General features: G+C 72.7%; 14 protein-coding genes. 8 read left to right on the top strand and 6 right to left on the bottom strand.

Annotation, left to right across the window (positions count from 1 at the left end; genetic code table 11):
* Positions 1–100 precede the first annotated feature (100 nt).
* The 4 genes from pstS to pstB are packed head-to-tail and all read left to right on the top strand — an operon-like array spanning position 101 to position 4,217.
* Positions 101–1,204: a phosphate ABC transporter substrate-binding protein PstS gene (gene pstS / locus ACWCHM_RS32040; RefSeq protein WP_204957566.1), complete on the top strand. Its 1,104-nt coding sequence runs from the start codon at positions 101–103 to the stop codon at positions 1,202–1,204.
* 42 nt (positions 1,205–1,246) lie between these two features.
* Positions 1,247–2,338 carry a phosphate ABC transporter permease subunit PstC gene (pstC, locus tag ACWCHM_RS32035; protein ID WP_088643170.1) on the top strand — a complete coding sequence of 364 codons (1,092 nt, stop codon included), beginning with the start codon at positions 1,247–1,249 and terminating at the stop codon, positions 2,336–2,338.
* Positions 2,335–3,423: a phosphate ABC transporter permease PstA gene (gene pstA / locus ACWCHM_RS32030; protein WP_454221098.1), complete on the top strand. Its 1,089-nt coding sequence runs from the start codon at positions 2,335–2,337 to the stop codon at positions 3,421–3,423. Before pstC ends, pstA begins: the two co-directional genes overlap by 4 nt.
* Before the next feature lie 17 nt (positions 3,424–3,440).
* Positions 3,441–4,217 carry a phosphate ABC transporter ATP-binding protein PstB gene (gene pstB / locus ACWCHM_RS32025; RefSeq protein WP_145921987.1) on the top strand — a complete coding sequence of 259 codons (777 nt, stop codon included), beginning with the start codon at positions 3,441–3,443 and terminating at the stop codon, positions 4,215–4,217.
* A 596-nt stretch (positions 4,218–4,813) separates the two neighbouring features.
* Here pstB and ACWCHM_RS32020 read toward each other — a convergent pair.
* Positions 4,814–5,719, bottom strand: coding sequence for an NUDIX hydrolase (locus tag ACWCHM_RS32020; protein WP_454221097.1), 906 nt, complete (start codon positions 5,717–5,719; stop codon positions 4,814–4,816).
* Positions 5,720–5,870: 151 nt separating this feature from the next.
* On the opposite strand from ACWCHM_RS32020, the gene ACWCHM_RS32015 reads away from it, so the two are divergent.
* Complete coding sequence (locus ACWCHM_RS32015; RefSeq protein WP_421489984.1) at positions 5,871–6,839, top strand: Gfo/Idh/MocA family protein; 969 nt, start codon at positions 5,871–5,873, stop codon at positions 6,837–6,839.
* Between the two features lie 54 nt (positions 6,840–6,893).
* Here the strand turns inward: ACWCHM_RS32015 and ACWCHM_RS32010 are convergent, their stop codons facing one another.
* The 4 genes from ACWCHM_RS32010 to ACWCHM_RS31995 form a co-directional block, all read right to left on the bottom strand.
* Positions 6,894–7,898 carry an inorganic phosphate transporter gene (locus ACWCHM_RS32010; RefSeq protein WP_204957562.1) on the bottom strand — a complete coding sequence of 335 codons (1,005 nt, stop codon included), beginning with the start codon at positions 7,896–7,898 and terminating at the stop codon, positions 6,894–6,896.
* A gap of 4 nt (positions 7,899–7,902) precedes the next feature.
* A complete protein-coding gene (locus tag ACWCHM_RS32005) occupies positions 7,903–8,529 on the bottom strand; it encodes a DUF47 domain-containing protein (RefSeq protein ID WP_067311399.1) in 627 nt (208 codons plus the stop codon).
* 119 nt (positions 8,530–8,648) lie between these two features.
* Positions 8,649–9,650, bottom strand: coding sequence for a PPK2 family polyphosphate kinase (locus ACWCHM_RS32000; RefSeq protein WP_454221095.1), 1,002 nt, complete (start codon positions 9,648–9,650; stop codon positions 8,649–8,651).
* 81 nt (positions 9,651–9,731) lie between these two features.
* Positions 9,732–10,238 (bottom strand): DUF402 domain-containing protein, encoded by a 507-nt coding sequence (locus tag ACWCHM_RS31995; RefSeq protein WP_204957561.1) that lies wholly within the window; start codon positions 10,236–10,238, stop codon positions 9,732–9,734.
* A gap of 141 nt (positions 10,239–10,379) precedes the next feature.
* On the opposite strand from ACWCHM_RS31995, the gene ACWCHM_RS31990 reads away from it, so the two are divergent.
* Positions 10,380–12,560: an ATP-dependent DNA helicase gene (locus ACWCHM_RS31990; RefSeq protein WP_454221093.1), complete on the top strand. Its 2,181-nt coding sequence runs from the start codon at positions 10,380–10,382 to the stop codon at positions 12,558–12,560.
* Between the two features lie 59 nt (positions 12,561–12,619).
* Here the strand turns inward: ACWCHM_RS31990 and ACWCHM_RS31985 are convergent, their stop codons facing one another.
* Complete coding sequence (locus tag ACWCHM_RS31985) at positions 12,620–13,924, bottom strand: AI-2E family transporter (RefSeq protein WP_454221092.1); 1,305 nt, start codon at positions 13,922–13,924, stop codon at positions 12,620–12,622.
* Positions 13,925–14,080: 156 nt separating this feature from the next.
* Between ACWCHM_RS31985 and ACWCHM_RS31980 the strand changes: the two genes are divergently transcribed.
* Both ACWCHM_RS31980 and ACWCHM_RS31975 read left to right on the top strand, forming a co-directional pair.
* Complete coding sequence (locus ACWCHM_RS31980) at positions 14,081–14,428, top strand: GroES family chaperonin (RefSeq protein WP_204924720.1); 348 nt, start codon at positions 14,081–14,083, stop codon at positions 14,426–14,428.
* 97 nt (positions 14,429–14,525) lie between these two features.
* A complete protein-coding gene (locus ACWCHM_RS31975; protein ID WP_204924719.1) occupies positions 14,526–14,693 on the top strand; it encodes a hypothetical protein in 168 nt (55 codons plus the stop codon).
* Positions 14,694–14,712 lie beyond the last annotated feature (19 nt).

The following is a 14,712-nucleotide window of genomic DNA, read 5'->3' as shown; positions in this document are numbered from 1 at the left end:
CGTCTACCTGGCACTTCTAGCTTTCGTGTCAGCCGGTCAGCGCCGGCACTCGGGCCCCATCCGGGCGACCTGACCAAAGACGTGAAGGGAAACCCCTCAGGTGAAGCTCCAGCGGCACGGCGCCATTGCCTGCCTCGCTCTTACCGCGGTCCTCGGCCTCAGCGCCTGCGGCTCGGACAACAACGAGCCGGCCAGCGCCTCCGCCTCCGGCTCGGCCAGCGCGGCCGACTGTGGCAAGGGCACCCTGAACGCGCAGGGCTCCTCCGCGCAGAAGAACGCCATGGCTGAGTGGATCAAGGCGTACCAGCAGAAGTGCAGCGGCACCACGATCAACTACGAGTCGACCGGTTCGGGCGCGGGCATCCAGGCGTTCATCGCCGGCACCGCCGACTTCGCCGGTTCCGACTCCGCCCTCAAGCCGGAGGAGCAGCCGCAGGCCGACGCGAAGTGCACCGGCGGCGCGGCGCTCAACCTGCCGATGGTGATCGGCCCGGTCGCGGTCGTCTACAACGTCGGTGGCCTGGACAACCTCCAGCTCAAGCCGACCACCCTGGCGCAGATCTTCGCCGGCAAGGTCACCAAGTGGGACGACCCGGCGATCAAGGCCGACAACCCGAACGCCACGCTCCCGGCCTCGCCGATCCAGACGGTGCACCGCTCCGACGAGTCGGGCACCACCGACAACTTCACCAAGTACCTGTCGAAGACCGCGCCGGCCGAGTGGACCTTCGGCAACAACAAGGCGTGGAAGGCCCCCGGTGGCCTCGGCGCCCCCAAGTCCGACGGGGTCGCCTCCAAGGTCAAGAGCACCGAGGGCACGATCAGCTACGTCGAGTGGTCGTACGCCGAGAACTCCGGCCTGAAGAAGGCCAAGGTGCAGAACGGGGCCGGCGAGTACACCGAGCTGACCGCCGAGTCGGCCGGCAAGACCATCGCCGGGGCCAAGATCGAGGGCCAGGGCGACGACCTCAAGATGTCGATCGACTACGCCACCAAGGAGGCCGGGGCGTACCCGATCGTCCTGGTGACCTACGAGATCGTGTGCAGCAAGGGCATCGCCGCCGACAAGCTGCCGCTGGTCAAGGGCCTGCTGGGGCACGCCGCCAGCACCGAGGGCCAGGCCGAACTGGTGGAGCTGGGCTACGCCCCGCTGCCCGACTCGGTCCGGACCAAGGTCGAGGCCGCGGTCAAGAACCTGGCCTGACCATCCCGAGCGACATCACCTCAAGTCGAAGCGAGCGAGCAGATGGGTGAAACCCCTCACCGCTCGGCACACGCCGGCACCGGCGGACACCCCGTGACCCTGGGTCACGAGCGGTCCGCCGGTGCCTCGGCGCGTGTGGCCGAGGCACCAGTCAGCCCCCGTACCCCCGATGACGACCGTGGCCTCGGCGGAGGTGGCGGGCTGCCCCGGGCCCGCGCGTTCGGCGCGGAACGGGCGTTCCGTGGCGTGACCCTGGCCGCCGGCGTCGCCGTGCTGGTCATCATCGCGGCCATCGCGGTCTTCCTGATCGCCAAGGCCGTGCCGGCGCTGCGGGCCAACAGTGCGAACTTCTGGACCTTCGAGGGGTGGTTCCCCAACGACGATCCACCCACGTTCGGCATCGGCGCGCTCGCCTTCGGCACCGTGCTCACCGCCCTGCTGGCGCTGCTGGTCGCGGTGCCGGTGGCGCTGGGCATCGCCCTCTACCTGTCGCACTACGCGCCCCGGCGGCTCGGCACCGCACTGGGCTTCGTGATCGACCTGCTGGCCGCCGTGCCGAGCGTGGTGTTCGGCCTGTGGGGGCGGGACTACCTGGTCGGGCCGGTCGCCGACCTGTCGGCCTGGCTGAACCGGTACTTCGGCTGGATCCCGATCTTCGGCGACGGCCCGTACGGCAACTCGATCCTGCTCGGCTCGCTGGTCCTGGCGATCATGGTGCTGCCGATCATCACCTCGCTCTCCCGCGAGGTGTTCCTCCAGACCCCGACGGCCAACGAGGAGGCCGCCCTCGCGCTGGGCGCCACCCGCTGGGAGATGCTGCGCACGGCGGTGCTGCCGTACGGCCGGCCGGGCATCATCGCCGCCGTCATGCTCGGCCTGGGTCGGGCGCTCGGCGAGACTATCGCGCTCGCGCTCACCCTCGGTTCGACGTACGCCATCTCGTTCAACATCCTCGCCAACGGCGGCAACAGCATCGCCGCGAACATCGCCAACCGGTTCGCGGAGGCCAACGAGACCGGCCGGGGTGCGCTCATCGCCTCCGGCCTGGTGCTCTTCGCCATCACGCTGGTCGTCAACATCACCGCGCGGGCGATCATCTACCGCCGCCGCGAGTTCACGGAGTCGGCCGCATGACCACCACCCTCACCCCCCGCCGTTCCCGCCCACCGGCCCAGCCGGACAGCCTGCGGGCCCGCCGTCTGCCCGGGTACGCCGCCCCCGCCCTGGCGGTGGCGGCCCTGCTGGTCGCCGCCGGCCTCGTCTACGGTGTCGACCTTGGCGGCCCGGTCCTGGTCGTGGTGCTGGGCGCGGTGCTCTACCTGACAGGTCTCTTCGTCGCGGCGAACGCGGTCGAGGGTCGGCGCTCGGCCCGCAACCGGTTCTGGAGCGCGCTGATCCACTCCGCCCTGGTGCTGGCCGTGCTGCCGCTCGCCTCGGTGGTGTGGACGCTGGTCAGCAAGGGCACCGCCCGGCTCGACGGTGACTTCTTCGGCAGCTCGATGAACAACATCGGGGCCCGGGACGCCAACGGCGGCGCGTACCACGCCATCGTCGGCACCCTGGAGCAGGTCGGCATCGCCACCGCGATCACCGTCCCGCTCGGCGTGCTCTGCGCGATCTACATCGTCGAGTACGGCCGGGGCCGGTTCGCCTTCACCATCCGGTTCTTCGTCGACGTGATGACGGGCATCCCGTCCATCGTCACCGGCCTGTTCGTGCTGGCCTTCTGGGTGCTGATCGTGTCCCCGTGGTTCAACGACGGGCAGCCCGGCTTCTCCGGCTTCGCCGCCGCGCTCGCGTTGAGCGTGCTGATGCTGCCCACGGTGGTCCGTTCCACCGAGGAGATGCTGCGGCTGGTCCCCGCGCCGCTGCGGGAGGGCGCGTACGCCCTCGGCGTGCCGAAGTGGAAGACCATCCTGCGGGTGGTCCTGCCGACCGCACTGCCCGGCATCGTCACCGGCATCATGCTCTCCATCGCACGGGCCGCCGGTGAGACCGCCCCGGTGCTGCTCGTCGCCGGTGGTGGCGCGGCGATCAACTTCAACCCGTTCGAGAACAACCAGTCGTCGCTGGCCCTCTTCGTCTACCAGCAGGCCGGCGAGGCGTCGAAGTACTCCCCGGCACGGGCCTGGACCGCGGCGTTGACCCTGGTCGTCCTCGTGCTCGTCCTGACCGTCGCCGCGAAGCTGCTGGCCCGCCGCAACCGGCTCGGCCGATGAACCCCGGAGGTACCACCATGGCCAAGCGCATCGACGCCACCGACGTGACCGCCTACTACGGCGGTTTCAAGGCGATCGAGAACATCAACCTGACGGTCGAGCCGAAGACGGTCACCGCCCTGATCGGGCCGTCCGGCTGCGGCAAGTCGACCTTCCTGCGGTCGATCAACCGGATGCACGAGGTGCTGCCGGGCGCCCGGGTCGAGGGCAGCCTGACCATCGACGGCCAGGACGTCTACCACCGCGACGTCGACGTGACCGCCGTCCGCCGCATGATCGGCATGGTGTTCCAGCGGCCGAACCCGTTCCCCACCATGAGCATCTTCGAGAACGTGGTGGCCGGGCTGCGGCTCAACGGGGTCCGCCGGAAGTCCATCCTGGACGAGGCCGCCGAGAAGGCGCTCCGCGCGGCGAACCTGTGGGACGAGGTCAAGGACCGGCTCGGCAAGCCCGGCGCGGGCCTGTCCGGCGGTCAGCAGCAGCGGCTCTGCATCGCCCGCACCATCGCGGTCGAGCCGCAGGTGGTGCTGATGGACGAGCCCTGCTCGGCGCTGGACCCGATCTCGACGCTGGCCATCGAGGACCTGATGTTCCAGCTCAAGGACAAGTTCACCATCATCATCGTCACCCACAACATGCAGCAGGCGGCCCGGGTCTCCGACCGCACCGCCTTCTTCTCGATCGAGAAGACCGGCGACCCCGGCCGGCTCATCGAGTACGACAACACCCAGAAGATCTTCAGCAACCCCGGCCAGAAGAAGACCGAGGACTACATCACCGGCCGCTTCGGCTGACCCCCGCCCACCGGTCCGGTCTTTACGGGCCGGTCCAGCCGGTCCGGTCCGCACGTTCGCTGCGCCGGGGCGTCCCTGCGGGGGCGAACGCCGACGCGGCGGAATGATGCGGCCCGGGAACACTCCAGCGGGCCCTTTCGACCTGATGACGTCAACGACTCGCCTGTCCGGCGACCTCACCGCTCCCATCGCCCTGAGGAGCCCCCGCCCGACGGCACGGCGAACCGCCGCCCGCACCGGCGGGTGCCGGTGAGTCGCCAACGTCATCAGCTCGAAAGGATCCGAGGTGAACCCCCTCGGTGGGGCGCGGCGGGGCCGCCCACGGCGGACCCGGACGCGGGAAGGCCAGGCGCGGGAAGGCCGGGCACGGTAAGGCCAGGCGCGGCGGACCCGGACGCGGGAAGGCCAGGCACCGCGGACCCGGACGCGGGAAGGCCAGGCGCGGGAAGGCCAGGCGCGGGAAGGCCAGGCACCGCGGACCCGGACGCGGGAGGGCCGGGCGCAGCCGGAGCGGGTGCGGTGAGGACGCGCGGCAGGGGCGGGCACGGCAGGGGCGGCGGCCGCTCGGCCCCCTGCCCGACGGGGGACATAGCCGGTCAGGCGATGAAGTGCGGGGTGCCGTCCTCGGCGACGTGAAGGCGGGGGGTCACCGGGGTGGCCGCGTCCCGGGCCGCCGAGGCACGCGCCACCGCAGCCAGGCCACCGCCAGCAGCCACGCCGCCGGCACCATCACCGCCGCCAGCGGCGACGCCGCCGGCCGACACACCGTCACCAGCCGCAGCGGCGGCCACCTCGGCCAGGGTGACCAGGGTGGGCGGGAGCATCGCCAGCTCACCGTCCCGCGCGCGGGCCAGGGCGTCGGCCGGGCGGATCCACATGGTGTGGTCGGCCTCGCCCGAGACGTCCCGGGTCCGCTGCCCCGCAGGCAGCAGAGCGACGAAGAAGTACGTGTCGAAGCGGCGCGGCTCGAACTCCGGGGTGATCCACCGGCTCCACGGCAGCAGCAGGTCGGACCGCAGGGTGAGCTTCCGCTCGGCGAGCAGCCCGGCGAAGCCCCGACGGCGTGCCTCCAGATCCTGCCGCGCGGCCTCCCAGTCGTCACCGCTGACGTCACCCACCACGGTGTCCGGGTCGGGGCCGGCAAGCAGCACCCCGGCCTCCTCGAAGACCTCCCGCGCGGCGGCGCACACCACCGCCCGGGCGGCGTCCGGCGTGACGCCCAGGCGGCCCGCCCAGGTTGCCGGGTCGGGCCCGGCCCAGTCCAGGTGCGCCTCGGAGTCCGACGGGTCGACCCCGCCGCCGGGGAAGGCGTACACCCCGCCGAAGGCCATCGCGGCGACCCGGCGGATGACGTACACCTCGAAGTCGGTGCCGGCCGGGCGGAGCAGCAGCACGGTGGCCGCGACCCGGGGTGTCGCCGGGGTGCCGCCCTCGGCGTGGAACCGGCGGGCGTGCTCGACCAGGGCCGGCGGGGCGGGGAAACCGGTGCCGTCGATCGTCATGCGCCGAGCCTAGCCCCGCCGCCCGGACCGCCCCGGGTCGACGACCCCGGCCCCGGGCGGCGGACCCCGGACCCCGGGGGCGGCGGACCCCGGGGCGGGAGGACGGCCTCGGGCCACCGGCGGGCGACCAGCGGCGGGTTAGCGTAGCGGCATGACACGTTGGGGGATTCTGTCCACCGGCCACATCGCCGGCCGGTTCGCCGAGGATCTCCGGCTGGTGCCGGGGGCCGAGCTGGTCGCGGTCGGGTCACGGACCATCGGCAGCGCCGAGGAGTTCGCCGGCCGTTACGGGGCCGACCGGGCCCACGGCTCGTGGGCGGAGCTGGCGGCCGACGACGGGCTGGACGCGATCTACGTGGCCACCCCGCACGCCGCCCACCACGAGGCGGCCCGGATCTGCCTGGAGGCCGGGCGGGCGGTGCTGCTGGAGAAGCCGTTCACCCTTGACCTGGCCACCAGCACCGAGCTGGTCGAGCTGGCGCGGGCCCGGGGCGTCTTCCTGATGGAGGCCATGTGGATGCGCTGCAACCCGCTGATCCTGCGCCTGGTCGAGCTGGTCCGGGCCGGGGCGATCGGCGAGGTGACGAGCGTGCGGGCCGACTTCGGGGTGGCCGGGCCGTTCCCGCCGGAGCACCGGATGCGCAACCCGGCGCTGGGCGGTGGCGCCCTGCTGGACCTGGGCGTCTACCCGGTGAGCCTGGCCCACCTGCTGCTCGGCGTGCCGCAGCACGTGCAGGCGTGGGCGAAGCTCAGCCCGGAGGGGGTGGACGAGAACACCGGCATCGTCTTCGGGTACGACTCGGGCGCGGTCGCCACGCTGGGCTGCGGCATGGTGGGGGCGACCCCGCTCACCGCCGCGATCACCGGGACCACCGGTCGGATCGAGCTGCCCGAACCGTTCTTCCGGCCGGGTTCGGCGGTGCTGCACCGGGCCGGTGCCGAGCCGGAGACGCTCACCGACGACCCGACCGGCGGCGGTTACCAGTACGAGGCCGCCGAGGTGCAGCGGTGCCTGGCGGCCGGGCTGACCGAGAGCCCCCTGGTGCCGCACGCGGTCACCCTGGAGGTGATGGGCCTGCTGGACGACATCCGGGGCCGGATCGGCGTCGACTACGCCTGAGCACGTCGTCGCCGAGGGGCGCCCCGGGACCGGGGTGCCCCTCGGCGACGACGGTCAGAACAGCGGGCGGACCAGCAGGTAGGTGAGGCAGGCGATCAGCGCGGCGGCCGGGAACGTGATGATCCAGGCGAGCACGATGTTGCCGGCCACGTTCCAGCGGACTGCGGAGAGCCGCTTGGTCGCGCCCACCCCCATGATCGCCGAGGTGATCGTGTGGGTGGTGGAGATCGGGGCCTTGAGCACCAGCGCGTTGAAGTAGAGCACCGCGCTGGCCACCGTCTCGGCCGCGAAACCCTCCGGCGGGCCCAGGTCAATGATCTTGCGGCCGAGGGTCCGGATGATCCGCCACCCACCGGCGTACGTGCCGAGCGCCAGCATGGTCGCCGAGGTCCAGAAGACCCAGCCCGGGATGTGCGTCTTGTCGTCCTGGAAACCGCCGGTGTAGAGGGCCAGCACCACGATGCCCATGGTCTTGGCCGCGTCCTGCATGCCGTGGCCCACCGACATGGCCGCCGCCGAGGCGGTCTGCGCCCAGCGGAAGCCCCGGTTGAGTTTGGCCGGCTGCCCCTTGCGGAACGTCCACAGGATGGCCAGCATCAGCAGGTAACCGAGGGTGAGCCCGATGATCGGGGAGAGCACCATCGGCAGGATGACCTTCTCGCCGATGGTGACCCACTGCACCACGCCGCCGGTGGAGAGCAGGGTCGCCCCGACCAGCCCGCCGAACAGCGCGTGCGAGGACGACGACGGCAGGCCGAAGTACCAGGTGATCAGGTTCCAGGCGATGGCACCGAGCACCCCGGCGAAGACCACCCCGAGACTGCCCACCCCGGTCGGGAGGGTGACCAGGCCGTCGCCCACGGTCTTGGCGACCCCCGCGCCGAAGTGCGCGCCGACGAAGTTGCCGACCGCCGCCAGGAGCAGGGCGATCCGGGGGGTCAGCGCCCGGGTGGAGACGCTGGTGGCGATCGCGTTGGCAGCGTCGTGGAAGCCGTTGGTGTAGTCGAACGCCAGGGCCACCGCGATCACCGCCAGTACGGCGATGAGTTCGGGACTCACAGGATCAGGACTCCTTGACCGCGATGGTCTCGACTGTGTTCGCCACGTGCTCGAAGGCGTCGCAGGCGGCCTCCAGCTCGTCGGCGACCTCCTTCATCTTCAGCACGGTCAGCGCGTCGTACTCGCCGGAGAAGAGCCGGACCAGCAGCATCCGGTACGCCTGGTCACCGTCGTTCTCCAGCCGGTTGCACTCGATCCAGTAGTCCTCAAGATCCTTCATCGACTTCAGCCGGGGCATCGCCTCGGCGGTCAGCTTGGCCTGGAGGTCGAGCACGTTGACCAGCTCGTGCAACTCGCGCGGCAGCGAGGGGAGCTTGGTGAGCCCGTAGAGGTAGAGCAGGTTGCCGACCGCCTCCAGGTGGTCCATCACGTCGTCGAGCAGCGAGCCCAGCCGGTAGATGTCCTCCCGGTCGAACGGGGTGATGAAGGTGGAGTTGATCTTCTTGTAGAGATCGTGGGTGATCTGGTCGCTGTCGTGCTCGACCTCGGTCAACCGCTCGCTGACCGACTGCACGTCGACGCCGGGCAGGGCCAGCTCGTTGAGCAGCTCCGTGCCCTTCACCAGGTTCTGCGCTGCCCTGGTGAAGAGCTCGTAGAAGGCGCCCTCGGTGGGACGGAAGGAAAACTTCACAGCACGGACCTCGTCGTGTCGGTGGAAGGGTGGCCGCCGCCCCAGGGGGCGTCCGCTGATGCATGCTAGGTACCCCGCCGGAGCGGGTCTCCGCCGGCCTACCCCTGGTCAGACCCGATTCACCGCTCGTTCATCTGCTGTTCACCTCGGCCGTCACCACCGCCACTCGCCAACCGCTGGCGCTCCCGTTCCACGTCGAAACCGGCAGCCGGATACCCCAGATCAAGACCCTCGAACGTCTCCCGCAGCAGGTGCGCCACCGCCCAGTCCCGGTACCACTTGCGGTCCGCCGGCACCACGAACCAGGGCGCGGCGTCCGTGTCGCACCGCCCCAACGCCTCCGCGTACGCGGCCTGGTAGTCGTCCCAGCGGGCCCGGGAGTCGAGGTCGCTCGGCTGGTACTTCCAGTACTTCGTCGGATCGGTCAACCGCTCCGACAACCGCTGCGCCTGCTCGTCCGGCGAGATGTGCAGCAGCACCTTGACCACCGTCACCCCGCCGTCGGTCAGCTCCCGCTCGAACGCGTTGATCTGGTCGTAGCGGGCCCGCCAGGTCTGCTCGGGCACCAGCGCGTCGACCCGGGCCACCAGCACGTCCTCGTAGTGCGAGCGGTTGAACACCCCGACGTACCCGGGCGGGGGCAGCGCCCGGCGGACCCGCCACAGGAAGTCGTGCCGCAACTCCTGCCGGGTCGGCGGGCCGAACGAACGGATGTGCAGGCCGAGCGGGTTCATCGCGCCGGCCACCCGCTTCACCGTGCCGTCCTTGCCCCCGCAGTCCATCGCCTGGAGCACCAGCAGCAGCCGACCCGGCCGGCCCCGGCCCAGCCGCGCCCCGTCCCGGGCGGGAGCCGACACCGACGGGCCCGGTTCGCCGGCCGCCCGCGCGGTGGCGAACAGCATCTCCTGCTGCCGGGCCAGCCCGGCACCGACCAGCTCCACCTGCCGGCGGGCCCACGGTTTACGGGCACCGCCCCGGCCCGCCACGGCGGGCAGGCCCGGGGTGGCCCGGGGATCGACCGCCCCCAGGTCGACCGGGCCGCCACCGCCGGGCACCCGTAACAACTGCCGCATCGTCGCCCCCTCGGGTACGACGACCTCCGTCTGCTCGTCTGCGCGCATCCCCCGATCCTCGCCCACCGCCGCACCGGCCGCCTCCCGGGCATCGGTGGGGGAACCCGCCTCGGTCAGGCCACGCCCAGGTCAGACCACCAGGGCCAGCCACTTCCGGTACGCCGAGGCGAACGGCTCGGTGCCGTCACCGAGGGCGGTGAGCAGCTTCGCCGCCGCCGCCTGCGCCTGCGCCACCACGTCGTCCGGATAGCCGAACCGGGCCCGGTGCTCGGCGAACTCGTCCTCGTCGCGCAGCTCCACCAGGCCGGTGCTCCGGCGGCGCACCACGTCCAGGTCGAGGTCGACCAGGTGGACGGTGTCGTCGCCCTCCCAGCGGGCCGGGGTGGCGATGTCGCAGTAGACCTCGCTGGTCCTCGGCGGCGGGTTGAACATGCCCGTCCACCAGGCGTGGTGCGGCACCAGCAGGACGAAGGGGATCTGCTCCACCGAGGGCCGGCCGTGGTAGACCGACGCGGTGCCCTCGGTCACCCCCAGCCACACCCCGAGGTCGTCCTCGGCCAGCCGGCGGGCCGGGTAGTCGCGGTGGGCGCTGCCGTCGTACTTGCGGTAGATCACGCGGACCACGTCGCTCGGCATGAATCGCACCCTAGCCGATTCCGGCCCCTCCCCGCCGCAGTGAGTTGACCGGTCCGAGGTCACGACAATCCGGACGGTGACCGCGCCACGCGGGGAGGCGGGGGCGCGTCCACTGTCGGCGGCGGCGGGTACCGTCGCACGGTGACTCCGCCCCGTACCGCCGCCGGCCCCAGCACCCCCGCGGCCCGCTCCGGCCGACGGCGCGGTGGCCGGCCGAGCGGCACCGAGCTGCTGGCGGCGGCGGTCGGCGCGGTGCCCGGCGGTGCTACCCGGCCGGGCCAGCAGCAGATGACCGAGGCGATCGAACGCAGCGTCGCCGCCCGCGAGCACCTGCTGGTGCAGGCGGGCACCGGCACCGGCAAGTCGCTGGGTTACCTCGCCCCGGCGCTGACCGTGGACGGGCCGGTGGTGGTCTCCACCGCCACCCTGGCGTTGCAGTCCCAACTGGTCGAGCACGACCTGCCCCGGCTCGCCGACGCGGTCGAGCCGCTGCTCGGCCGCCGCCCGACCTTCGCCGTGCTCAAGGGGCGGCACCACTACCTCTGCCTGGCCCGGCTGGACAACTCCACCGAGGACGAGCCGGAGGACACCCTCTTCGACGCCCCCGTCGACCGGCCCGGCGGCGGGACGAAGTGGCTCGGCGAGGCCGGCCGGATGGGCAAGCAGATCCAGCGGCTGCGCGACTGGGCCGAGAAGACCGACACCGGCGACCGGGACGAGCTCGACCCGGGCGTCGACGACCAGGCGTGGCGGCTGGTCTCGATGCCGGCCCGCGAGTGCGTGGGGGCGTCGCGCTGCCCGTTCGGGCAGGAGTGTTTCGCCGAGGCGTCCCGGGCCCGCGCCCGCGAGGCCGACGTGGTGGTCACCAACCACAGCCTGCTCGCGGTGGACATGCTGGCCGGCCGGCACATCGTGCCGCCGCACAAGCTGCTGATCGTCGACGAGGCGCACGAGCTGGCCGACCGGGTCTCCTCGGCCGCCCAGGCCGAGCTGGTGCCGGAGCAGATCGACAGGTCCGCCCGCCGGGCCCGCCCGCTGCTGCGGCCGGACGTCGCCGACCGGCTCACCGAGGCCGGCGACGCGCTCGCCGTCGGGCTGGCCGAGGCCCCGGCCGGCCGGCTCACCGGCGGCCTGCCCGGCCCGCTGCGCGAGGCGTGCACGCTGCTGGACGCGGCCACCCGGGCCGCCCTCGACGCGATCGGCGACATCAAAGCCGACGATCCGGACCCGGTCCGCAAGCAGCAGGCCAAGGCGGTGCTCGACGAGCTGTCGAGCACCGCGCAGCGGCTGCTGGAGGAGGCCGACCACGACGTCGCCTGGGTGGAGAAGCCTGACAACGGCAGCCGCCGGGCGCTGGTGGTCGCACCGCTGTCCGTCGCCGGCACCCTCGCCACCCACCTGTACGACGAACGCACCGTGGTCGCCACCTCGGCGACCCTGGCGCTGGGTGGCCGGTTCGACACGGTGGCCCGGGCGCTCGGCCTGGAGGCCCCGCCGCCCGCCCCACCGTCCCCGGCCGCCGCCGCGCTGGCCACCGCCACCGCCGGCCGGTCGACAGGTGTCGTCGGCGGCCCCGGGCCGGATGCCGGCGGGGTGGCGAGCACCCCGGGCAGCCGGGCCGCCACCGGCGTGGTGCCGGCCACGTCGGGGCCGGGCTGGTCGTCGCTCGACGTCGGCTCACCGTTCGACTACGCCCGGCAGGGCATCCTGTACGTCGCCGCGCACCTGCCCCGGCCCAGCGTCTCCGGGCTGCCCGAGGCGGCCGGTGAGGAGTTGCTGCGGCTGGTCGGCGCGCTCGGTGGTCGTACTCTCGGGTTGTTCTCCTCCCGGCGGGCCGCGCAGCAGGCGGCGGAGCTGCTGCGGGCGCGCACCGACCTGCCCGTGCTGCTCCAGGGCGAGGAGGCGCTGCCGCTGCTGGTGCGGCGGTTCCGCGACGACCGGTCGAGCTGCCTGTTCGGGGTGATGTCGCTCTGGCAGGGGGTGGACGTGCCGGGCGACTCGTGCCAGCTCGTGGTGATCGACAGGCTGCCCTTCCCGCGCCCCGACGAGCCGCTGGCGGCGGCCCGCGCGGCGGCGGTGGACGCGGGCGGCGGGTCCGGCTTCTCGGCGGTCAGCGTGCCGATCGCGGCGGTCCGGCTGGCGCAGGGGGTGGGCCGGTTGATCCGGGCCACCGGTGACCGGGGGGTGGTCGCGGTGCTCGACTCGCGGCTGGAGACGGCGCGCGGCTACGGGCCGTTCCTGCGCCGTTCGCTGCCCCCGTTCTGGTACACCACCCGGCCGGAGGTGGCCCGGGGCGCGCTGGAACGCCTGGCCAAGGCCTGACCCCCGCACGGCAACCGCCCGCTCCCCCCGGCGGGGAACGGGCGGCGCGCCGGTCCGGGTCAGGGGGCCTGGGAGGCGACCACCACGGCGTCGGGCGGGGTGTCCGGCACGCTGCGGGCGGCGAGCCGGCGGACGGCGGTGTTGAGCACCGCGATCAGCGGCACCGCGACCAGCGCGCCGGTGATGCCGGCGAGCACCACCCCGGCGGCGATCCCGATGATCACCGCGAGCGGGTGGATGGCCACCGCCCGACCCATGATCAACGGCTGGAGCAGGTGACCCTCGACCTGCTGCACGCCGATCACCACGCCCAGGATGATCAGGGCGGTCACCGGGCCGCTGTCGACCAGCGCCACCAGCACCGCCACCACCCCGGAGAGGAACGCGCCGACGATCGGGATGAACGCCCCGAGGAAGACCAGCGCGGCCAGCGGGAACGCGAACGGGACGTCGAAGACGACCAGGAAGATGCCGATGCCCACCGCGTCGATGAACGCCACCAGCACGGTGGCCCGCACGTACGCGCCGAGCGTCGCCCAGGAGGCCCGACCGGCGTCGTCGACCTTCCACCGGGCGGCGACCGGCAGCAGCCGGACCAGGAACCGCCAGATCCGGCTGCCGTCGCGCAGGAAGAAGAAGGTGGCGAAGAGCACCAGGACCGCGCCGGTCAACACCTCGGCCAGCGTGGTGGCGGTGGCGAGCGCCCCGCTGGTGAACCTCTCGGTGTTGCCGTTGATCCAGCCCTGTGCCTCTTCGATGTAGCGGTTGAGCTGGCTGTCCGACAGGTGCAGCGGGCCGGTCTTGAGCCAGTCCTGGATCTGCCGTACGCCCTGCGACGACTTCTCGCTCAGCTCCGGCACACCCTGGATGAACTCGTTGACCACCAGGGTCAGCGTGCCGAACACCGCGACCAGGCCGCCGACCAGCACCACGGCGGTGGCCAGCGAGCGGGGGAACCGGGCCCGCAGCAGCCAGCCCACCGCCGGGGCGAGCAGCGCGGAGAGCAGCAGCGCCACCGCCAGCGGGATGATTACGATGCTGATCGTCCCGACGATCCTCAGCAGCGCCCAGGTGACCACACCGATCACGATCAACCGCCACGACCAGGCGGCGGCGATCCGCAGCGCGTGCGGCACGTCCGCGTCGTCGCGGCTGGAGGTGGAGTTGTGCATGGCCGCCGGCGGCTCGACCCCGACCACCGTCGCCGACGGGGCGGCCGGCGGACCGGGGAACGCGGGGGTGGCCACTCCGGCCCCCTCGGGCGCGTCGACCGGATCGGCGCGTCCCGCGCGGACCGACTCCCGTCCGGACTCGTAGGCACGGCGGAGTCGGCCGCGTACCCGCTCGAAGCGGCTCAAGCGCACCTCCTGAGAAACGACACCGGGACGCCCGTGGCGACGGCCCGGACAGGGTACGTCCGTACGCCCGCCACCGTAGGGCAGTTCCGCCACTCATTGCCCCGCGCCGCATCGGCTCAACCACCGCACGGACGCCACCGGCCCACACGGTAGCGTCTTGGCGTGACCGCCGACCCGAATCTCGACACCGGCCTGCCGATCCGCCTGCTGCACGACCGGGTGCTGGTCAAGGTGGACGGCAGCGAGGGCGAACGCCGTTCCACCGCAGGCATCGTCATCCCGGCCACCGCCGCCGTCGGCAAGCGGTTGGCCTGGGCCACCGCCGTGGGGGTGGGTCCGCACGTACGCGCCGTCGTGGCCGGCGACCGGGTGCTCTTCGACCCGGACGACCGCTCCGAGGTCGAACTGCACGGCCGAGGGTACGTGCTGCTGCGCGAGCGGGACGTGCACGCCGTCGCCGCCGAGCGGGTGGAGAGCGAGTCCACCGGCAGCACCGGCCTCTACCTGTAGGCCCGGTCCCTCCCCGGCAGTCGTCCCGGGCGACCTACCGGTTTGTCCCGCTTCCCGGCGGGAAGCCAGGCACGTCCAGGTGCCCTGGGGAGGGACGATGCCGGTTCTCGTGAAGAAGGTGCTGCTCTGGGGCAGCGTCGCCTTCCTGATCTATTTCATGGCGTTCCGCCCGGACGGGGCGGCCCAGATGTTCAAGGGGATCGGGGCCGCCCTGATGGCGATGGCCCAGGGCCTCGGCGACTTCCTCACCACCCTGATGACCTGACCCCACCCGGGGCCGGGCC

It is taken from the genome of Micromonospora sp. SCSIO 07396, from assembly GCF_053667945.1.
The sequence above is the reverse complement of the archived record's forward strand: the minus strand, read 5'-3'. Positions and strand labels throughout refer to the sequence as shown.

Coding starts and splice junctions, on each gene's coding strand:
- pstB (WP_145921987.1), top strand. CDS start 3,441: ATGGCCAAGCGCATCGACGCCACCGACGTGACCGCCTACTACGGCGGT.
- pstC (WP_088643170.1), top strand. CDS start 1,247: ATGGGTGAAACCCCTCACCGCTCGGCACACGCCGGCACCGGCGGACAC.
- ACWCHM_RS32015 (WP_421489984.1), top strand. CDS start 5,871: ATGACACGTTGGGGGATTCTGTCCACCGGCCACATCGCCGGCCGGTTC.
- ACWCHM_RS31995 (WP_204957561.1), bottom strand. CDS start 10,238: ATGCCGAGCGACGTGGTCCGCGTGATCTACCGCAAGTACGACGGCAGC.
- ACWCHM_RS31975 (WP_204924719.1), top strand. CDS start 14,526: ATGCCGGTTCTCGTGAAGAAGGTGCTGCTCTGGGGCAGCGTCGCCTTC.
- ACWCHM_RS32020 (WP_454221097.1), bottom strand. CDS start 5,719: ATGACGATCGACGGCACCGGTTTCCCCGCCCCGCCGGCCCTGGTCGAG.
- pstA (WP_454221098.1), top strand. CDS start 2,335: ATGACCACCACCCTCACCCCCCGCCGTTCCCGCCCACCGGCCCAGCCG.
- ACWCHM_RS32000 (WP_454221095.1), bottom strand. CDS start 9,650: ATGCGCGCAGACGAGCAGACGGAGGTCGTCGTACCCGAGGGGGCGACG.